At 65.4% G+C, this 19689-nt stretch carries 23 protein-coding genes; 7 read left to right on the forward strand and 16 right to left on the reverse strand.

Annotated elements, in window-relative coordinates; genetic code table 11:
- Positions 1–263 precede the first annotated feature (263 nt).
- Positions 264–947, forward strand: coding sequence for an HAD-IA family hydrolase (locus LK542_RS14260; protein ID WP_227812403.1), 684 nt, complete (start codon positions 264–266; stop codon positions 945–947).
- Positions 948–1017: 70 nt separating this feature from the next.
- Entirely contained in the window at positions 1018–1245 is a 228-nt protein-coding gene (locus tag LK542_RS14265; RefSeq protein WP_159701130.1) for a hypothetical protein, read from the forward strand.
- A gap of 6 nt (positions 1246–1251) precedes the next feature.
- On the opposite strand, the gene LK542_RS14270 is transcribed toward LK542_RS14265, so the two are convergent.
- From LK542_RS14270 to paaA, 13 genes are all read right to left on the reverse strand, one after another.
- Positions 1252–1716 carry a cupin domain-containing protein gene (locus tag LK542_RS14270; RefSeq protein WP_227801771.1) on the reverse strand — a complete coding sequence of 155 codons (465 nt, stop codon included), beginning with the start codon at positions 1714–1716 and terminating at the stop codon, positions 1252–1254.
- Positions 1717–1767: 51 nt separating this feature from the next.
- Positions 1768–3819, reverse strand: a complete 2052-nt coding sequence (paaZ, locus tag LK542_RS14275; RefSeq protein WP_227812404.1) for a phenylacetic acid degradation bifunctional protein PaaZ — start codon at positions 3817–3819, stop codon at positions 1768–1770.
- Positions 3820–4022: 203 nt separating this feature from the next.
- Positions 4023–4622, reverse strand: coding sequence for a phenylacetic acid degradation protein PaaY (gene paaY / locus LK542_RS14280; protein ID WP_227812405.1), 600 nt, complete (start codon positions 4620–4622; stop codon positions 4023–4025).
- A 2-nt stretch (positions 4623–4624) separates the two neighbouring features.
- Positions 4625–5830 (reverse strand): 3-oxoadipyl-CoA thiolase, encoded by a 1206-nt coding sequence (gene pcaF, locus LK542_RS14285; RefSeq protein WP_227812406.1) that lies wholly within the window; start codon positions 5828–5830, stop codon positions 4625–4627.
- Positions 5831–5846: 16 nt separating this feature from the next.
- The gene (gene paaK, locus LK542_RS14290; protein WP_227812407.1) at positions 5847–7160 is read right to left on the reverse strand and encodes a phenylacetate--CoA ligase PaaK; all 1314 of its coding nucleotides are present in this window, start codon (positions 7158–7160) and stop codon (positions 5847–5849) included.
- Between the two features lie 29 nt (positions 7161–7189).
- Positions 7190–7627 carry a hydroxyphenylacetyl-CoA thioesterase PaaI gene (gene paaI, locus LK542_RS14295; RefSeq protein ID WP_227801777.1) on the reverse strand — a complete coding sequence of 146 codons (438 nt, stop codon included), beginning with the start codon at positions 7625–7627 and terminating at the stop codon, positions 7190–7192.
- Entirely contained in the window at positions 7620–9158 is a 1539-nt protein-coding gene (gene paaH / locus LK542_RS14300) for a 3-hydroxyacyl-CoA dehydrogenase PaaH (protein WP_227812408.1), read from the reverse strand. The genes paaI and paaH overlap by 8 nt, the downstream gene beginning before the upstream one ends.
- A gap of 1 nt (position 9159) precedes the next feature.
- A complete protein-coding gene (gene paaG, locus LK542_RS14305; protein WP_227812409.1) occupies positions 9160–9951 on the reverse strand; it encodes a 2-(1,2-epoxy-1,2-dihydrophenyl)acetyl-CoA isomerase PaaG in 792 nt (263 codons plus the stop codon).
- A gap of 179 nt (positions 9952–10130) precedes the next feature.
- Complete coding sequence (gene paaE, locus LK542_RS14310; RefSeq protein WP_227812410.1) at positions 10131–11207, reverse strand: 1,2-phenylacetyl-CoA epoxidase subunit PaaE; 1077 nt, start codon at positions 11205–11207, stop codon at positions 10131–10133.
- A gap of 1 nt (position 11208) precedes the next feature.
- Positions 11209–11721, reverse strand: a complete 513-nt coding sequence (gene paaD, locus LK542_RS14315; protein ID WP_227812411.1) for a 1,2-phenylacetyl-CoA epoxidase subunit PaaD — start codon at positions 11719–11721, stop codon at positions 11209–11211.
- Positions 11721–12473 carry a 1,2-phenylacetyl-CoA epoxidase subunit PaaC gene (paaC, locus tag LK542_RS14320; protein WP_227812412.1) on the reverse strand — a complete coding sequence of 251 codons (753 nt, stop codon included), beginning with the start codon at positions 12471–12473 and terminating at the stop codon, positions 11721–11723. Before paaC ends, paaD begins: the two co-directional genes overlap by 1 nt.
- Before the next feature lie 8 nt (positions 12474–12481).
- Positions 12482–12766: a 1,2-phenylacetyl-CoA epoxidase subunit PaaB gene (gene paaB / locus LK542_RS14325; RefSeq protein ID WP_159701094.1), complete on the reverse strand. Its 285-nt coding sequence runs from the start codon at positions 12764–12766 to the stop codon at positions 12482–12484.
- A gap of 91 nt (positions 12767–12857) precedes the next feature.
- Complete coding sequence (paaA, locus tag LK542_RS14330; RefSeq protein ID WP_227812413.1) at positions 12858–13847, reverse strand: 1,2-phenylacetyl-CoA epoxidase subunit PaaA; 990 nt, start codon at positions 13845–13847, stop codon at positions 12858–12860.
- Positions 13848–13940: 93 nt separating this feature from the next.
- On the opposite strand from paaA, the gene paaX reads away from it, so the two are divergent.
- The 3 genes from paaX to LK542_RS14345 all read left to right on the forward strand — a co-directional run bounded on the left by paaX (position 13941) and on the right by LK542_RS14345 (position 16301).
- Complete coding sequence (paaX, locus tag LK542_RS14335; protein ID WP_227812414.1) at positions 13941–14867, forward strand: phenylacetic acid degradation operon negative regulatory protein PaaX; 927 nt, start codon at positions 13941–13943, stop codon at positions 14865–14867.
- A 64-nt stretch (positions 14868–14931) separates the two neighbouring features.
- Entirely contained in the window at positions 14932–16068 is a 1137-nt protein-coding gene (locus LK542_RS14340) for a M14-type cytosolic carboxypeptidase (RefSeq protein ID WP_227812415.1), read from the forward strand.
- Positions 16065–16301 (forward strand): hypothetical protein, encoded by a 237-nt coding sequence (locus LK542_RS14345; RefSeq protein ID WP_227812416.1) that lies wholly within the window; start codon positions 16065–16067, stop codon positions 16299–16301. The genes LK542_RS14340 and LK542_RS14345 overlap by 4 nt, the downstream gene beginning before the upstream one ends.
- 12 nt (positions 16302–16313) lie before the next feature.
- On the opposite strand, the gene LK542_RS14350 is transcribed toward LK542_RS14345, so the two are convergent.
- The 3 genes from LK542_RS14350 to pmbA are packed head-to-tail and all read right to left on the reverse strand — an operon-like array spanning position 16314 to position 18374.
- The gene (locus tag LK542_RS14350) at positions 16314–16742 is read right to left on the reverse strand and encodes a DUF1801 domain-containing protein (RefSeq protein ID WP_227812417.1); all 429 of its coding nucleotides are present in this window, start codon (positions 16740–16742) and stop codon (positions 16314–16316) included.
- A gap of 6 nt (positions 16743–16748) precedes the next feature.
- A complete protein-coding gene (locus LK542_RS14355; RefSeq protein ID WP_227801793.1) occupies positions 16749–16988 on the reverse strand; it encodes a hypothetical protein in 240 nt (79 codons plus the stop codon).
- Positions 16989–17009: 21 nt separating this feature from the next.
- Complete coding sequence (pmbA, locus tag LK542_RS14360; protein ID WP_227812418.1) at positions 17010–18374, reverse strand: metalloprotease PmbA; 1365 nt, start codon at positions 18372–18374, stop codon at positions 17010–17012.
- 107 nt (positions 18375–18481) lie between these two features.
- Between pmbA and yjgA the strand changes: the two genes are divergently transcribed.
- Positions 18482–19084 carry a ribosome biogenesis factor YjgA gene (gene yjgA, locus LK542_RS14365; protein ID WP_227812419.1) on the forward strand — a complete coding sequence of 201 codons (603 nt, stop codon included), beginning with the start codon at positions 18482–18484 and terminating at the stop codon, positions 19082–19084.
- On the forward strand, positions 19065–19682 hold the full coding sequence (mog, locus tag LK542_RS14370) for a molybdopterin adenylyltransferase (RefSeq protein WP_227812420.1): 618 nt from the start codon (positions 19065–19067) through the stop codon (positions 19680–19682). Before yjgA ends, mog begins: the two co-directional genes overlap by 20 nt.
- The last annotated feature ends 7 nt before the right edge of the window (positions 19683–19689 follow it).

A 19689-nucleotide genomic window follows, 5' to 3' on the forward strand; every position in this document is an offset into this window, starting at 1 on the left:
CGTGCGCAGGCAGCCGCGGCAATGGCGGCAGGGTCAGGGAATGGAAGGTCGGCGCACTAACGCGCCTGGATCATCGTCGTGACGAAGGGTGCGCTAGGGGACCGACCGGAGGGCGGTATCAGGCTGGTTCATTTGGCGTCTCCTCGGATCGGTTGAAAGGACTTGTAGTCTGGCAGCAGGCTGTCGCAGCGTCAAGGTGAGCGAAGCCATTGCGGCTTTTGCGCTATGCTGGATCCCCCCTTTCCGACTACGAGAATGTTTCCGTGACACCGACCAATCCTTCCGTCCTGCCCTCGCGCGAATACGCCGCCTTCCTGTTCGACATGGACGGCACCATCCTGACCTCGATCAAGTCCGCCGAGCGGGTGTGGAGCGCCTGGGCAACGCGGCACGGTCTCGACCCGGTGAGCTTCGTACCGACCGTGCACGGCAAGCGTACGGAAGACACGATTCGTGCGATCGGCCTGCCCGGTGTCGACCCGGTGGCCGAGGCGCTGGGCATCGCGCTGGCCGAGATCGAGGACGTGGGCGACATCGAGGAAATTGCCGGCGTCGGCCGCTTCCTGGCCAGCCTGCCGACCGACCGCTGGGCTATCGTCACCTCGGCCTCGCGCGCCCTGGCAACGGCGCGCATCGCAGCCGCCGGCCTGCCCCTCCCGCCGCTGCTGGTATCGGCCGACGACGTCAAGCGCGGCAAGCCGAATCCGGATCCCTTCCTGCTGGGTGCGCAAAAGCTTGGGGTTTCTCCACAGGATTGCCTGGTGTTCGAGGACACGACGATCGGCCTCGCTGCGGCCGAGGCAGCGGGCATGGACAGCATCGTCGTGACGGCCACGCATACGCATCCGGTCGAAACGCGCTCCGCTCCGGTGGCGGACTATCTCGACCTCGTTGCTGTGCGCAAAGAAGGTGGGCTATTGAAAGTGCAGCGCAAGATCGGGCACTGAAGGCAGACGCCTTGTACTGACGCGGACGATACCCACATGACAGGTATCGACATACACCATGGAGGTGCGCATGCACCGCTATCGCAACACGAGTGGCGAATCCGGCGTGATCGCCTATGACATCGACAAGGACTCGATCACCATCCAGTTCACCGGCGGTGACCGCTATCTCTACACCGAGCGTAGCGCTGGCGCCGAGAACATTGCCAGGATGCAGGAACTGGCCCGTGAGGGCCGCGGGCTGTCGACCTTCGTCAGCCAGCACATCCGCAGCCGCTATGCGCGCAAGCTGAACTAAGCAAGATCAGTCGCGCGGCGGATAAGGCGTACCGTCCTTGTGCGAATACGAATCGGTGGCGCCATCGTAGTGCAGGTCGATGTCCGGGTAGGTCGCCGTATCCTGCTCGATGCGCGAACCGACGCACAGGAATACGCCCGGACCCCAGCTGCGGTTGATCAAATGGTGGCCGTTTGGCTTTCCGCCCGGGAAGGTCGCGCAGTCGCCTGCGCGCATCAGCGTTTCCCCTTCGTCGGTAATCAGTACTAATTCTCCTGACACCACCATCACGAACTCATCCTCGTGCGAGTGCCAGTGGCGCTGCGACGAGGCCGCGCCCGGCTGCAGTTCAACCAGGTTGACGCCGAACTGGGTCAGGCCGCCGGCATCGCCAAGGGCCTGCTTCGTGCGTCCATCCACCAGCTCGGCGAACTGTTCGGGGTAGCGGGTGCCACCCACCACGGGAATGCTGCTCAGATCCAGTCTCGACATGCGTAAGTCTCCAAGGAAATTATCGGAGACGGCGATGCCGTTTCCGTGCGGCTAGCCGCGTTTCTGTACCAATGTCAGGATATCGTAACTCGCCACGAGTTCGTCGTTTTGATTCGTCACCTGGACATCCCACGCCACCACACCCTGGCCCCGGCCCTGCTCGTCCGTGCGGTTGCGGTCGACCTTGCGCTTGCAGGTGAGGCGCGCGCGGATGGTGTCGCCGATCGCCACCGGCGCCACGAAGCGCAGGTTATCGAGGCCATAGTTGGCCAGCACCGGACCCGGCGCCGGCGACACGAACAGGCCCGCCGCCGCCGACAGCACGAAGTAGCCGTGCGCGATGCGCTTGCCGAACTGGGTGTCCTTGGCCGCGATCTCGTCGAAGTGCATGTAGAAGTAGTCGCCCGAGACGCCGCCGAAGTTGACGATGTCCGCTTCGCTCACGGTGCGGCGGTGGGTCAGCAGCGAGTGGCCCACTTCCAGGTCTTCGAACCAGCGGCGGAACGGGTGGATATCCGTTTCCTTGACCGCGCCGCCACGCACGTATTCGCCGGTGACGGCAGTCAGCATGGTCGGCGAACCCTGTACCGCGGCGCGCTGCAGGAAGTGTTTCACGGCGCGGATGCCGCCCAGCTCTTCGCCGCCACCGGCGCGGCCCGGGCCGCCGTGCTTCAGCTGCGGCAGCGGCGAGCCGTGGCCGGTGGAGTCGACCGCCGACTCACGCTCGAGAATGTGCACGCGCCCGTGCGAGGCGGCGGCGATCGGCACCGCGTGGGCGGCGATGGCCGGGTCCCTGGTCACCAGCGTGGTCACCAGGCTGCCCTTGCCGCGCGCTGCCAGGTGCAGGGCTTCGTCGATGTCGCGGTAGGTCATCATCGTGCTGACCGGGCCGAAGGCTTCGATATCGTGCACGGCATCGTTGACCATCGCGTTACGGCACAGGAGCAGGGTCGGCGCGAAGAAGGCGCCGTTGGCACAGCCGTCGCCGACCGGATTGAAGCCGTCGCGGGCGCTGAACAAGACTTCGTTGCCGCGCGCGAGCATCTCGACGCGTTCGCTCACGTCGCGGTGCTGGTCCATCGAGGCCAGCGCTCCCATGCGCACGCCTTCGACCTTCGGGTTGCCGACGGTGATCTTCGCCAGGCGCTCGCGCAGGCGCGCGCCCACGGCCTCGGCATGCTGCTCGGGCACGATGACGCGGCGGATCGCGGTGCACTTCTGGCCGGCCTTGCCGGTCATCTCGCGCGCGACTTCTTTCACGAACAGGTCGAATTCCGGATCGTCGGGCGTGACGTCCGGCGCCAGGATGGCGCAGTTCAGCGAGTCCGCTTCGGCGGTGAAGGGCACTGCTTCGCGGATCAGGTTCTGGTTCGCCTTCAGCTTGGCGGCGGTGTCGGCCGAACCGGTGAAGGTGACGGCATCGGAACCACCCAGGCGGTCGAGCAGGTCGCCGGTCGAGCCGATCACCAGCTGCAGCGCGCCTTCCGGCACCAGGCCGGAGTCCATCATCATCTTGACGGTGGCGTGGGTCAGGTAGCTGGTGGCGGTGGCCGGCTTGACGATGCAGGGCATCGCGGCCAGGAAGCTCGGCGCGAATTTTTCCAGCATGCCCCAGATCGGGAAGTTGAAGGCATTGATGTGCACCGCCAGGCCGCCCTTCGGCACCAGGATGTGGGTGCCGGCAAAGCCGCCGCGCTTGCCCAGTGCCATGGCCGGGCCTTCGTGCAGCACGTTCGACGAAGGCAGCTCGCGCGAGCCCATGCTGGCGTAGGCGAACAGGGTGCCGATGCCGCCTTCGACGTCGACCCAGCTGTCCGGGCGGGTGGCGCCGGTCAGGTGCGAGATCTCGTACAGCTCTTCCTTGCGCTCCATCATGTACAGGGCCAAGGCCTTCAGGCGCTGGGCGCGCTTCTGGAAATCCAGCGCCATCAGCGCCGGGACGCCGGTCTTGCGCGCATAGGTGACGGCTTCGTCGAAGTCGATCTTCTCGGCATGGGTGTGGAAGATCAGCTCGTTGTTCAGCGCGCTGTGCAGCGGGGTATGCGCCTCAGCGCCGTGCCAGCGGCCGGCGATCAGGCTTTGCAGGGTTGCGATGTTGCCCATGTTCTTGTCTCCGTTCAGTTATCTCTTCAAGTCTCTCTTCAGGAATCCGCAGCCGACGATTCCCCGCACCGCCTACCAACGTCATCCCGGCGAAAGCCGGGATCCAAGTTCGTCGAGCTCTGTTACCGCATCCGCGAAGCGCTATCCGTTCGCACACAGAATTGGGTACCGGCCTTCGCCGGTACGACGGGCTAGGGGTGCAATCACACTCTCGGTTTGTGCCGGCCTTCCGGATCGAACTCGATGCCCTTGCGGTCCGGTTCCACTTCCGTCAGCGCTTCGACCTCGCGCATCGTCTGCAGCGAACGCACATTCAGCTCGTGGTACTGGCGCGTCCCGAAACTCTTCCACTTCACGTCTTCGTCCGTGAGCTCACGCATGATCCTGGCCGGCGTGCCCATCACCATGCTGCGCGGCGGGATGATCATCCCCGCCTTCACGAAGCTCATCGCCGCGACGATCGATTCTTCTCCGACCACGGCCTTGTCCATCACGACCGCATTCATGCCCACCATGGCGTTGCGCTTGATGCGGCAGCCGTGCAGCACCGCGCCATGACCGATGTGGCCATCGATTTCGACCACGGTGTCCTCTCCGGGAAAGCCGTGCATCACGCAGGTATCCTGCAGGTTGGCGCCCTCTTCCAGGATCAGGCGGCCGAAGTCGCCGCGCATCGAGGCCAGCGGGCCGATGTAGCAGCGCGGGCCGACGATCACGTCCCCGATCAGGACCGCGCTCGGATGCACGTAGGCGGTGGGATGCACCACCGGCCGCACGCCGTTGATCTCGTACACTTTGACCATGCTTACACCCGCTCGACGATCAGCGCGATGCCCTGGCCGACGCCGATGCACATGGTGCACAGGGCGTAGCGGCCCTTGATGCGGTGCAGCTGGTTCACCGCAGTGGTCACCAGGCGCGCACCGGACGCACCCAGCGGGTGGCCGAGCGCGATCGCGCCGCCGTTCGGGTTCACGTGCGCGGCGTCGTCCGGCAGGCCGAGGTCGCGCATCACGGCCAGGCCCTGGGCGGCAAAGGCTTCGTTCAATTCGATGACGTCCATCTGGTCAAGGCGCAGGCCGGTCTGCAGCAGCAGCTTCTTCACGGCCGGCGACGGTCCGAAGCCCATGATGCGCGGCGCCAGGCCGGCCGTGGCCATGCCGATCACGCGCGCGCGCGGGGTCAGTCCGTTGCGCACGGCCGTGGTCGCCGACGCCAGCAGCAGTGCGCAGGCGCCGTCGTTCAGGCTCGATGCGTTACCGGCGCTGACCGTTCCGTCGGGCAGCACCACGCCCTTGAGCTTGGCCAGGGCTTCGATGCTGGTGTCCGCGCGTGGCTGCTCGTCGGTGTCGAACACGCGCGAGTCTCCTTTCTTGCCGTGAATGGTCACGGGGACGATCTCGTCCTTGAAGAAGCCTTCGGCATGGGCACGGGCCCAGCGCTGCTGGCTGCGCAGCGCGAACGCATCCTGGTCCGCGCGCTTGATGTTGAATTCCACCGCCACGTTCTCGGCCGTCTCCGGCATCGAGTCGATGCCGTACTTCGCCTTCATGAGCGGGTTGACGAAACGCCAGCCGAGGGTGGTGTCTTCGATTTTCGCCGCACGTGAGAAGGCGCTGTCGGCCTTGGCCATCACGAACGGTGCGCGGGTCATGCTCTCGACGCCGCCGGCGATGATCAGGTTCGCTTCGCCGGCGCGGATCGCGCGTGCGGCGGTACCGACAGCGTCCATGCCGGAACCGCACAGGCGGTTGATGGTATTGGCCGGCACTTCCGGCGGCAGCCCGGCCAGCAACGCGGCCATGCGGCCGACGTTGCGGTTGTCTTCGCCGGCCTGGTTGGCGCAGCCGTAGAACAGGTCGTCCACGGCGCCCCAGTCCACGTCCTTGTTGCGGGCGATCAGTGCGGCGATGGGCAGTGCGCCCAGGTCGTCGGCGCGCACGCTCGACAGCGAGCCGCCGTAGCGGCCGAAGGGGGTGCGGATCGCGTCGCAGATGAAGGCGTCAGTCATGGTGTCTCCTCAGTATTCAGTTTTTGGGGCGCTTGTCGACCACGCGCCGGGCCTTGCCGGTCAGCGTGCGCTCGATCCCGCCGGGCGGGTTCAGGGTCACGCGCGTGGTGACGCCCACATGGGTCTTGATGTTGTGCTGGAGCTCGCGGCAGAGCAGGTCCACGTCGTTTGGGGACAGCGCGCCGTCGCGCAGTTCGCCCAGCACTTCCAGCGTGTCGAGATGACCGTCGCGCGCCACCACCAGCTGGTATTGCGGCGCCAGCGCCGGCATCTTCAGGACGATCTCTTCGATCTGGCTCGGGAACACGTTCACGCCGCGGATGATCAGCATGTCGTCCGAGCGGCCCGTGATGCGGCCCATGCGACGCATCGAGCGCGAGGTCGGCGGCAGCAAACGGGTCAGGTCGCGCGTGCGGTAGCGGATGATCGGCAGCGCTTCCTTGCTGAGCGAGGTGAACACCAGTTCGCCCTCCTCGCCGTCCGGCAGGACTTCGCCGGTGTCGGGATCGATGATCTCGGGGTAGAAATGGTCTTCCCAGATCACCGGACCATCCTTGCTCTCGATGCATTCGCTGGCCACGCCCGGTCCCATCACTTCGGAGAGACCATAGATGTCGACCGCGTCGATGCCGGCGCGGGTTTCGATCTCGCGGCGCATGGCGTCGGTCCAGGGCTCGGCGCCGAAGATGCCGACCTTCAGCGAGGACGTCGCTGGGTCGATCCCCTGGCGCGTGAACTCCTCGACGATGTTCAGCATGTACGAGGGCGTGACCATGATGATCGAGGGCTTGAAGTCCTGGATCAGCTGGACCTGCTTCTCGGTCTGGCCGCCGGACATCGGGATCACCGTGCAGCCAAGCTTTTCGGCGCCGTAGTGCGCGCCCAGGCCGCCGGTGAACAGGCCGTAGCCATACGAGATGTGCACCATGTCGCCGGGACGGCCGCCTGCGGCGCGGATCGAGCGTGCAACCACGCCGGCCCAGGTGTCGATATCGCGCCGGGTGTAGCCGACCACGGTCGCCTTGCCGGTGGTGCCGCTCGAGGCGTGGATGCGCACCACCTGCTCGCGCGGCACGGCAAACAGGCCGAAGGGGTAGTTGTCGCGCAGGGTCTTCTTGTCGGTGAAGGGGAACTTCGCCAGGTCACTCAGGGACTTCAGGTCTTCCGGATGCACGCCGGCGGCATCGAACGCGGCGCGGTAGTGCGGCACGTTCTCGTAGGCGTGGTGCAGCGACCACTTCAGGCGCTCCAGTTGCAGGGCCTGTAGTTCGTCGCGGCTGGCGCGTTCGATCGGCTCCAGTTCGCCCGGGGCTGGTGTGCGTTGTACCATCTCGACCTCCTATCGTCTTGCTGAAAGCTTTACTGCCCGACCTCGGCCACCATGCCGCTCACGCGGTGCGACTTCCCGCGGAACAGCGCCACCGTGCGCCCTTCCTGGTTGCTCACCTTGATGTCGTACACGCCGGTTTTACCCTGCAGCGCCTGCTCCACCGCTTCCGCCACCAGCACGTCGCCTTCGCGTCCGGGCGCCAGGTAGTCGATGGTGCAGCCGGCGCCCACGGTATTGAAGTTGTGCGAGTTGCAGGCAAAGGCGAAGGCGCTGTCGGCCAGCATGAAGATGTAGCCGCCGTGGCAGGTCGCGTGCCCGTTGAGCATGTCGCCGCGCACGCGCATCGACATGCGCGCGTAGCCGGGACGGATCTCGTCCAGCGTCATGCCCAAGGCCTGGCTGGCCGGATCGCGCTCGTACATGGTCTTCCCGGCCAGCTCGGCCAGCGCCTGCGGATCGCTATGCATGGAACGTCGCTCCGTGCGGATTGGCGGCGATCTTCCGGCGCAGCAGCGGCGACACCCGATAGCGGTCTTCGCCATAGCTCGTCGCCAAGTTGGCCAGCACGGCGACGATATGCTCCAGGCCGACGCTGTCGGCCCAGGCCAGCGGACCGCGCGGGTAGTTGACGCCCTTCCGCATCGCAATGTCGACAGCAAGCGCGCTGCACACGCCCTGGTTGACCGCGTCCGCCGCTTCGTTGGCCAGCATGGCGACCGTGCGCATCACGGCCATGCCGGGCACATCGTCCAGGCGGGTGACGGCAAAGCCGGCGGCCTGGAACATGCCGACGACCGCGTTGTAGGCATCCATGCTGCACTGGTCGGCGCGCGCCAGCGCAATGCGGGTGGCGCCGGCGGCGTCCAGCAGCAGGTCGTAGACGACGGTGTCGTCGTGCCAGGCTTCAGCCGCGCGCTCGGTCGCCGTACGGCCATCGGTCAGGTAAACGGCAGCGCCTCCACACAGGAAGCCGGGGGTGGCATCCAGGGTTTCCTCGCGCGCCATGTCGAAGCCGGCCGCGGCGATGCGCGCGGCCAGGGGGTCGAGCTGCCCGGATTCGCTGCCGATGAGGGCGACCGATTCCGGACGCGGCTGCAGGCTTTCCGTCTGCGGTGCAGGCTTCTCGACGCCCTCGCCGTAGCGGTAGAAGCCGCGGCCCGTCTTGCGGCCCAGGAAGCCGGCGTTGACCAGTTCCTGCTGCAGGATCGAGGGGGTGAAGCGCGGATCGCCGAAGTAGGCGTTGTAGACCGAGTTCGTCACCGAGAAGTTGACGTCATGGCCGATCAGGTCCATCAGCTCGAAGGGACCCATGCGGAAGCCGCCACAGTCGCGCAGCACGGCGTCGATGGTGGCCGGTTCGGCGGCCTGTTCCAGCAGCAGGCGCAGCGCTTCCGCGTAGTACGGACGGGCGACGCGGTTCACGATGAAGCCGGGCGTCGACTTCGCGTGCACCGGGTTCTTGCCCCAGGCTTCGGCGGTAGCGTAGACCGTGTCGGCGACTTCCTTGCTGGTTGCAATGCCACTGATGACTTCGACCAGCGCCATCAGGGGCACCGGATTGAAGAAGTGCATGCCGACCAGCCGTTCCGGATGGCGCAGGGGCGCCGCGATCGCAGTGACCGAGATCGACGAGGTGTTGGTGGCCAGGATGCAGTCCTCACCGACGATACCTTCCAGTTCGGTGAACAGCGCGCGCTTGGCATCCAGGTTCTCGACGATGGCTTCGACCACCAGCGCGGCGCCCGCCGTTTCCTGCAGCGACGCGATGCGCTTGAGGCGCGCGCGTGCCTCGTCGGCAGCGGTGGCGTCCATGCGGCCCTTTTCGACCAGCTTGGCGTAGGTCTTGCCGATCTCCGTGATGGCCTTGTCGGCCGCTTCGGTGCGCGTATCGAACAGCAGCACCTGGTGGCCGGCGCTGGCCGCGACCTGGGCGATGCCCGAGCCCATGGCGCCGCTGCCGACGACCGCGACGATGCTGCCCTTGTCCAGTGCCGCCATCTTATTCTCCCTTGAAGTGCGCAGGGCGCTTGGCGATGAAGGCGGCGACGCCTTCGCGGTAGTCGTGGCTGTAGCCCAGTTCGCGCATCATCTCGCCTTCCAGCTTCAGCTGTTCCGGCAGGGTGTTGGCCCAGCTGGCCTGCAGTGCCTTCTTGGTGAAGGCAAGACCCTTGGTCGGGGCGGCGGCGAAGTGCTCGGCCATGGCCATGGCCTGGTCCATCAGGGCTTCGTCCGGGACGCAGGCCCAGATCAGGCCCCACTGCTCGGCCTTCTCGGCGCTGAGCTTCTCGCCCAGCATGGCCAGGCCCGTGGCGCGTGCGTGGCCGATCAGGCGCGGCAGGTGCCAGGTGCCGCCGGTGTCGGGGATCAGGCCTAGCTTGCAGAAGGCTTCGATGAAGCTGGCCGACTTCGCGGCCAGCACGATGTCGCAGGCCAGGGCCAGGTTGGCGCCGGCGCCGGCGGCCACGCCGTTCACCGCGCAGATGACGGGCATCGGCAGCGTCTTCAGGGTCATGACCAGCGGGGCGTAGAACTTCTCGACCGACTCGCCCAGGTCCACGCCCGGGGCGCCCGGTTCGACGGCGCGGTCGGACAGGTCCTGGCCGGCGCAGAAGCCGCGGCCGGCGCCGGTCAGCACCAGCACGCGCACGGATTTGTCGGCCTGCAGCTTATCCAGCGCGTCACGCACTTCGAGGTGCATGGCCTGGGTGAAGCTGTTCAGGCGATCAGGGCGGTTCAGCGTCAGGAGGGCGATGCCCTTGTCGATCTTGAACTGGATGGATTCGTAGGTCATGGGTGTCTCCGTTTTTTATTGTTGTCCGTTGAGTCGTCGTCCCGGCGCAGGCCGGGACCCAAGTTCGTTGCTGAGCCGCGAAAGTCAAATTGGGTTCCGGCCTACGCCGGAAGTCGTAGGCGCCAGTGGCGCGTACGACGGTTTTGCGTGCGGTGGTGCTAACAGCGTTGCGGTCGTGCCTATTCAGCGATGTCGAAGTCAACGACCACCTTGTCGGTGATCGGGAAGCTCTGGCAACTGAGCACAAACCCGCGCGCCACTTCGTAGTCTTCGAGCGCGTAGTTCACATCCATCTCCACCTGCCCGTCGAGCACCTTACAGCGGCAGGTGGAGCACACGCCGCCCTTGCACGAGTAGCGCATGTCGATGCCGGCGCGCAGGCCGGCGTCGAGGATGGACTCTTTATCTTTGTCCATCGTGAAGCTGGCCGCGTTGCCGTCCATGATGACGGTGACTTCGGTCTGGTGCTGCTGCCCCACTTCCACCTTGCGCGGCTTGTGCTCGTGCTTGGGGATGCTGGCGGCGAACAGCTCGATGCGGATCTTTTCCTTTGCCAGCCCGGCCGCCTGCAGCGAACGCGAGACGCCGTGCATCATGTCTTCCGGGCCGCAGATGAAGGCGATGTCGATATCCCTGATGTCGATCCAGTGCTTGAGGAAGTGACCGCACTTTTCTTCCGTAATGCGGCCGTTGAACAGTTCGATGTCCTGCTGCTCGCGGCTCATCACATACACCAGCTTGAGCCGGTCCATGTAGGTGTCCTTGAGTTCGCTCAGTTCGTCGCGGAAGATCACGCTCGACGAGGCGCGGTTGCCGTACACGATGGTGAAGCGGCTCTTCGGCTCGGCCTTGAGCGTAGTCTTCACGATCGACAGGATCGGCGTGATGCCGCTACCGGCCGCAAACGCCAGGTAATGACGTTCGCTCGTCGGATCGAGCGGCACGTTGAAGTGCCCCATCGGCGGCATCACTTCCAGCGTGGCGCCTGGCTTCAAGGCTTCATTGGCCCAGGTCGAGAACAGGCCGCCGCCGACCCGCTTGATCGCCACGCGCAGGCTCTCGTCCTGCACCGCCGAGCAGATTGAATACGAACGGCGCACGTCCTCGCCGTCGATCATCGCGCGCAAGGTCAGATGTTGGCCCTGCTGGTAGGCGAACTGCGGTTTCAGTTCCGGCGGCACGTCGAAGGTGACGGCGATGGCGTCGCGGGTTTCGTGCTTCACCTTCGCCACGGTCAGTGGATAGAATTTGCTCATCTTAGTGACACTTGAAGTAGTCGAAAGGCTCGCGGCAGTCGAGGCACTTGTACAGCGCCTTGCACGGGGTCGAGCCGAATTCGCTGGTCAGTTGGGTATGGGGCGAGCCGCAGTGCGGGCAAGAGACTTCCGGCGCGGCGCGGCGGCGGATGCCGGCGTGCAGGCCGCTGATGTCGATCGCCTGCTGCACGGGCGGCGCGATGCCGTAGCCCTTGAGGGCAGCCTTGCCGGTCTCGCTCATCCAGTCGGTGGTCCAGGCAGGCGCCAGGCGAGTGAGGATGCGGACGTCTTCCAGGCCGTGCGACAGCAAGGCTTCTTTCACCGCATCGGCAATGACCTGCATTGCGGGGCAGCCCGAGTACGTGGGCGTGATCGTCACCACGCAGGCGTCGCCATCAAAGGCGACGTCGCGGATGATGCCGAGGTCCACCACCGAGATGACCGGGATCTCCGGATCGGCAACTTCGCCGAGCCAGCTCCAGACCTGCTCAAGGCTGACGCCCACGGTGCTCATTACCACTGCGCTCCCGGGTAGGCGCGCTGCAGGAACTGCATCTCGGCCAGGATGTAGCCGAGGCGCTCGCTGTGGCGGCCCTGCTTGCCGCCGCGCTGCATGTACGCTTCCGGCGAAGGCATGGTGAGGGTCGCCTCAGTGAATACTTCGGCCATGTGGTCGAGGCACATCTGGCGCAGCGGCTCGATGGCCGGCGCCACGCCCTGCTCCACCATCGCATTGTCGACCGCGTCATAGATGAACATCTCGCCGCTGTACATCCACAACTCGTCCAGTGCGGTCTGCATCTTCGCGTGGCTGACGTCGGTGCCGTCGCCCAGGCGCACCACCAGGTCGCCCGAGCGGCGCAGGTGGTAAGTGACTTCCTTGATCGACTTCTGTGCGATCTCGGCGATGCGCGCATCGCTCGAGCGGGTCAGGCCGTCCATCAGGAAGTAGTGCCAGGTATCGAACAGGAACTGGCGCACCATGACCTCGGCGTAGCTGCCGTTCGGCTGCTCCACCAGCAGGCAGTTGCGGTAGTCGTGGGCGTCGCGGTGGAAGGCCAGGCGGTCTTCGTCGCGGCCCTTGCCTTCCAGCTCGCCGGCATAGGTCAGCCACATGCGGGTCTGGCCCAGCAGGTCGAGGGCGACGTTCGACAGCGCCATGTCTTCTTCCAGCGCCGGGCCCTTGCCGCACAGCTGGCACAGCTGCTGCGACAGGATCAGGGCGTTGTCGCCCTGGCGCAGCAGGTATTCAATCTTGGCATCCACGGCGAGGCTCACAGGTTCTTGACTTCTTCCGGCATCGGGAAGAAGGTCGGGTGGCGGTAGACCTTGCTGTTGGCCGGCTCGAACAGGGCTTCCTTGTCGCTCGGGCTGCTGGCCACGATGTCCTGGGCGCGCACGACCCAGATCGACACGCCTTCGTTGCGGCGGGTGTAGACGTCGCGTGCGTTATTGATCGCCATCTCGGCGTCGGGTGCGTGCAGGCTGCCCACATGCTTGTGGGCCAGGCCGTGCTGGCTGCGGATGAAGACTTCCCACAGCGGCCATTCTTTGCTCATTCTTATCTCCGTCATTCTTGTGCGGTCATGCGTAAGCTGGTTGAACGCGCGGTCGGCAGAGCGTGATCTGGTCCACTGGACCAGATCACCCCTACGCGGCGGCCTTGCGGGCGGCTTTCTTGTCAGCGTGGGCGACCAGCGCGTCGCGGAACCATTCGCCGTCCTCATACGCTTTCACGCGGGTGCGCAGGCGCTCGCGGTTGCAGGGGCCGTTGCCCTTCAGGACGTTGTGGAACTCGCTCCAGTCGATCTCGCCGAAATCGTAGGAGCCGCGCTCCTCGTTCCATTTCAGGTCCGGATCGGGGATGGTCAGGCCCAGGTATTCGGCCTGGGGCACGGTCTGGTCGACCATGCGCTGGCGCAGCTCGTCGTTCGAGAACAGCTTGATGCGCCAGGCGGTCGACTGCGCACTGTTCACGGACTCGGCGTCCGACGGACCGAACATCATCAGGGACGGCCACCACCAGCGGTTCAGCGCATCCTGCGCCATCGCCTTCTGCTCCGGCGTGCCTTTTGCCAGGGCCATCATGATGTCGTAGCCCTGGCGTGCGTGGAAGGACTCTTCCTTGCAGACGCGGATCATGGCGCGCGCGTACGGACCGTAGGAGCAGCGGCAGAGCGGGATCTGGTTGATGATGGCCGAGCCATCGACCAGCCAGCCGATCGCGCCCATGTCGGCCCAGCTCAGGGTCGGGTAGTTGAAGATGCTCGAGTACTTCGCCTTCCCCGCATGCAGGGCCTGCAGCAGTTCGTCGCGCGACACGCCGAGCGTTTCGGCGGCGCTGTACAGGTACAGGCCGTGGCCGGCCTCGTCCTGGATCTTGGCCAGCAGGACCGACTTGCGCTGCAGCGTCGGGGCGCGCGTGACCCAGTTCCCTTCCGGGAGCTGGCCGACGATCTCGCTGTGCGCGTGCTGCGAGATCTGGCGGATTAGGGTCTTGCGGTAGGCCTCGGGCATCCAGTCCTTCGGCTCGATCTTGATGCCGGCGTCGATGCGCGCCTGGAACGCCGCTTCTTCGGCATTCATGTCTTCTTCGGTACGGACTTTCTTGAGTCCGGTCTCCACCATCTGTGCGTACATGCTGGTCTCCGTTGCAAACCTCTCCAAACCATAATACGATACAAAAAATCGGATGTACACCAAAATTTTGAATCATATTGCGACCTTATCAACATGACACGACTCACCAGCGGCGAGTGGATCGACCACTTCCTGACGAACGACCCGCCGCGCCATAAATCGCTGGTGATGACCCTATGCGGCGACGCCATCGCCCCGCACGGCGGCGCTTTCTGGCTGGGCAGCATGATCGAGCTGCTGGGTCCCCTGGGCGTGTCGGACCGCCTGGTGCGCACCAGCGTGTTCCGCCTGGTACAGGAAGGCTGGCTGGTGGCCAGCCGCGAGGGCCGCCGCAGCCGCTACGCGCTCGAGCCCAGGGCCCTGCCCCGCTTTGAGCGGGCCAACCGCCGCATCTATGCGCCGCCGGGCCTGCACTGGGACGGGCACTGGACCTTTGTTCTGGCGCCCAACGGCAGCATCGACGGCGACCTGCGCGCCCTGCTGCGCAAGGAGCTGGAATGGGAAGGCTTTGCGATGCTGGCCACCGGCGTGATGGCGCACCCGGCGCCGCAGCAGGACACCCTGCGCGAGATCCTGGCGCGCGCGGGCGCCGAAGGAAAAGTGTTTGTGTGCGATGCGGCCGAACTGCCCGGCGTCGGCTCGCGCCCGCTGCCGGAGCTGGTGGGCGACGCCTGGGACCTGTCCGCTGTCGTCGGCGCCTACCGCCAGTTCATCGACCGCTTCACGCCGCTCCTGGCCCAGCTGAAGGGGGGCCAGGAGGTCGCGCCGCAGGACGCCTTTGCCATCCGCACCCTGCTGATCCACGCCTACCGCCGGGTGCAGCTGCACGACCCGATGCTGCCGCTCGAACTGCTGCCCGCCCCGTGGCCGGGCACCGATGCCTACCAGCTGGCGCGCGACATCTACCGGCTGACCTGGCGCCAGGCCGAGGCGCACGTGATGGCCATGCTGGGCAAGGAAGATGACAGCACGCCCCCGGCCGAGGCCAGCTTCTTTGAGCGCTTCGGCGGCCTGGCCTGAGCATTGCGGTATCATCTGCGTCTTTCACCAACAGCTTTCAAACAGCTTTCAACCAGGACATACCATGTCTATCAAGATCAGCAGCCAGTTCGACGCTGGCGCCATCGAGGTCGTGAACGCCACCAGCGCGAACGCCATCGACCTGAACATCCGCAAGGATTCGCACGCCGACATCATCCAGTGGTTCTACTTCCGCCTGCAGGGCGCGCAAGGCCAGGCCTGCACCATCCGCTTCCTGAACGCCGGCCAGGCCGCCTATCCGGCCGGCTGGGAAGGCTACCAGGCAATGGCGAGCTACGACCGCATCAACTGGTTCCGCGTGCCGACCTCGTATGACGGCAAGGTCTTGAGCATCGAGCACACCCCGGGCATGGACAGCGTCTACTACGCCTACTTCGAACCGTATTCCTGGGAACGCCACCTGGAACTGCTCGACCGCGCCCAGATGTCCGAGCACGTGCGCATGCTGGACCTCGGCAACACGGTCGACGGCCGCGACCTGAACATGCTGGTCATCGGCGAACCTTCGCCCGAGAAGAAGAAGGTGTGGGTGATCGCTCGCCAGCACCCGGGCGAAACCATGGCCGAGTGGTTCGTGGAAGGCATGCTCGACGCCCTGCTCGACCCGGCGCATCCGTTCGGACGCCAGCTGCTCAAGGAAACCGTGTTCTACGTGGTCCCGAATATGAACCCGGACGGCTCGGTGCGCGGCAACCTGCGCACCAACGCGGCCGGCGCCAACCTGAACCGCGAGTGGATAAACCCCTCGCTGGAGCGCAGCCCGGAAGTGTTCCTGGTCCTGAAGAAGATGCACGAAACCGGCGTCGACCTGTGCCTGGACGTGCACGGCGACGAGGGCCTGCCCTACGTGTTCGTGGCCGGCAGCGAGTCGCTCCCGACCTGGACCGAAGCCCAGGCAGCCCAGCAGAAGCAGTTCATCGAAGACTTCAAGATCGCGAGCCCGGACTTCCAGGACGTGCACGGCTACGGCAAGACGCCGTTCACCGACGAGACCCTGACCATGGGGTCCTCGCACATCACCCACGCCTTCGGCTGCCTGTCCCTGACCCTGGAACTGCCGTTCAAGGACAACGCCAACGATCCTGACCCGCAGGTGGGCTGGGACGGCGCCCGCAGCGCGCGCCTCGGCGCCGCGGTGCTGCAGCCGGTGCTCAACGCCATCCGCGCACTGAAGGCATGAGCGTCTTTTCCGCTTCCGTATTCGACGCCACCGTCGTGTTCGAGGGCCAGGAGCTGTTCAAGGGCCAGGGCGCGGCACGGACCTGGGCCGAGAAGGTGGCAAAGGAGCTCGAAACCGAGGTGACGGTCGCGAAGATCGGCACGGGCTGGATCCTGAAGGCTACGGTCGACGGCGAGCCCGTCACCTGGGGCATCTACGGCCAGCGGCTCAGCCGCATCGAGCAGACCGGCTGAACCGGCCGAGACTCAGACCGCGACGCCGGGGTAGCGCGCCCGCGTTGCGGTTGCCGATTGCGCGACCAGCTGTTCGAGCACGTTCAGGTCGACGTCATCGAGGCACCGCAGGTACAGGCAGGCCTTGCCCATCTTGTGCCTGCCCAGGCGACCGAGCAATTCTTCCAGTTCCGGCTCCCCACAGGAGAGATACAGGCTGATGTCGCCCTTGCGTGACGAGAAGCCGGCGAGCGGGGCATCGCCCTCGCGGCCGCTGTCGTATCGGTAGTGGTAGCTGTCGAAGCCGACGATGCTGTCGCCCCACATCACGGGCGGCTTGCCGGTCACCCGTTCCATCAAGGCGGCCAGCGCTTCGCAGTCTGCGCGCCGGCCCGCGTCGGGAATCGCATCGAGATAGGCGCGCACGCTGGCGCCGTTTGCCCTGGTCTTGTTCTCAGCCATGACGGCTCAGAGTTCGACGCCCAGGTGCTTGCCCACCCAGTTGCCGGCATCCCCGAGCGAATCGAAATGCAGCGTGGCAATGGTGGTCTTGTCGGCTGCCAGGAAGGTGACGTAGGCCTTGCGCGTGTCGCTGCCCGAGCTCAACAGGTCGGACGGTTGCGACAGCTCGACGGTGGCCACGAGGTCGAGGTTGAGCAGGACGCTCTTCTGACTGTTTTCCTTGTCGATACGAATGAACTTGCTCATGCTTTCCTCCGGCTCAGTTTCTTAAGTTCCGGCAACGACCATCTTCTCGATGAGGATCGAGCCGGTCGATTTGTTGCCACGAGAAAGGACATCGTTACCGATTGCCACGATTTGGGTGAACATCTCGCGCATATTGCCCGCGATGGTGATTTCTTCCACCGGATACTGGATCACGCCGTTCTCGACCCAATAGCCGGACGCGCCGCGCGAATAGTCGCCGGTGACGTAGTTGACGCCCTGGCCCATCAGTTCGGTGACGAGCAGGCCGGTGCCCATCTTGCGCAGCATGCCTTCGAAGTCGTCGGCGCGCTTCGTCTGCGAGGACACGAGGTCGAGGTTGTGCGAGCCGCCGGCGTTACCCGTGGTCTGCATACCCAGCTTGCGCGCCGAGTACGAGGACAGGAAGTAACCCTGCAGCACGCCGGCGTCGACCACCTTGCGGCGGCTGGTGCGCACGCCCTCTTCGTCGAAGGGGGCGGAGCCGACCGCGCCGATCAGGTGCGGGTCTTCGACGATGCTGATGTGCTCCGGGAACACCTGCTTGCCGAGGGTGTCGAGCAGGAAGCTCGACTTGCGGTACAGCGCGCCACCCGAGACGGCCTGCACGAAGGAGCCGAGCAGGCCGGCGGCCAACGGCGCCTCAAACAGCACCGGGCAGGTACGGGTGTCGAGCTTGCGCGCGTTCAGGCGCGCCAGCGCGCGCTCGGCGGCGTAGCGGCCGACCGCTTCCGGCTTGCCCAGCTTTTTCGGATCGCGCGCCGAGGTGTACCAGTCGTCGCGCTGCATGCGGTTGCCCTTGCCGGCGATCGGCGCCACCGAGATGGTGTGGCGCGAGAACGGGTAGCCGCCGATGAAACCGCGCGAGTTGGCGCCGACGAAGTGCGACTGCTGCACATAGACGCTCGAACCCTCGCTGTTGGTGATGCGCGGGTCGACCTCGAACGCTGCGTTCTCGCAGCGCTGGGCCAATTCGACGGCTTCCTCGGTGCTGATCTGCCAGGGATAGAACAGGCGCAGGTCGCGCGGGTTCAGTTCCAGCAGCTCGGCGTCCGGCAGGCCGGCGCAATCGTCTTCGGCGGTGAAGCGGGCGATGTTCCAGGCCGCTTCCACGGTGTCCTTCAGGGACTTGGTGGAAAAGTCCGAGGTGTTGGCATTGCCGCGCCGCTGGCCGTAGTAGACCGTGACGCCGATGCCCTTGTCCCGGTTCTGCTCGATCGTCTCGATCTTGCCTTTACGCACGGAAACCGACAGGCCGCTGCCTTCGCTGATTTCGACCGAGGCATCGGTGGCGCCCTGCTCTTTCGCGAACGCCAATACGTCGCGGGCGAGCTGTTTCAGCTGGTCCTGGGTATGGGAAAACGCAGAGGTGATCGCGGAGTCGTTCATGTCGTGTTTTTCGTAGCTCGCCCTAAAACAGTTATCATAGCAGCCGTTTACAGTTTTCACTGACAGGCCCCGAGCCAATCGGATCAATCCGAGTCAATCCATAGATTATGCCTAATCCAAACCGCGGCTCCGTGGGCTTCCAGTCCAACGAGTTCGATCAAGAATACGAACGTCCTTCCAAGTCCGAAGCCAAGCGCCAGTCGAACGAGCTGCAAAAGCTCGGCGAACAGCTGGTGGAGGCGCCCCGCGACCGCGTCAAGCGCGTCGAGATGCCGGAAGACGTCAAGGAAGCCATCCTCACCTGCCAGACCATCACCAACCACGAAGGCCGCCGCCGCGCGCTGCAGTTCGTGGGCAAGAAGATGCGCACGCTGGACGAGGCGGAAGTCGACGTCATCAAGCGCACCATCGACAGCTGGAAAGGCGCCTCCAAGGCCGAAACCGCGGCCCTGCACGCGCTCGAGCGCCGCCGCGAAAAACTCCTCGCCGACGACAAGGCCCTGACCCAGCTCCTGGAAGAGAACCCGGAACTGGACGGGCAGCACCTGCGCACCCTGATCCGCAACGCGCGCAAGGAACAGGCCGAGAACAAGCCGCCCAAGGCCTACCGCGAGATCTTCCAGATCCTGAAGGACCTGGGCAAGAAGTCGAAGCAGGCAGCCGCCGACGAAGACGAAGAACCGGTTGACGATGACTCCGACGACGAGTGATCAAACCCTGGTGATTGGGCTGGTGTCGGTTTCGGACCGCGCCAGCGGCGGCGTCTATGAGGACAAGGGCATTCCGGCGCTGTCCGACTGGCTTGCTTCGGCGATCACCACGCCATATCGTATCGAAACCCGTCTGATCCCCGACGAGCGCGCGGAGATCGAACGCACCCTGGTCGACCTGGTCGACAATGTGCGCTGCCATCTCGTCTTGACGACCGGCGGCACCGGCCCGGCGCGGCGCGACCTCACGCCCGAGGCCACGCTGGCCATCGGCACGAAAGAGATGCCAGGCTTCGGCGAACAGATGCGCCAGATCAGCCTGCGCTTCGTGCCGACCGCGATCCTGTCGCGCCAGACCGCCGTGATCCGCGAAACGCCTGATCACGCGGCCCTGGTCATGAACCTGCCGGGCCAGCCGAAATCGATCAAGGAAACGCTGGAAGGCCTGAAGGACGACGCGGGCAACACGGTGGTCGGCGGCATCTTCGCCGCAGTGCCCTACTGCATCGACCTGATCGGCGGCCCTTACATGGAAACCAACCCCGCGGTGAGCAAGACCTTCCGCCCGAAGTCGGCCTTGCGTCCTCCTGCCGCATAAAGGAAAC

Source organism: Massilia sp. IC2-477 (assembly GCF_020707265.1).
GTDB lineage: Bacteria > Pseudomonadota > Gammaproteobacteria > Burkholderiales > Burkholderiaceae_D > Telluria.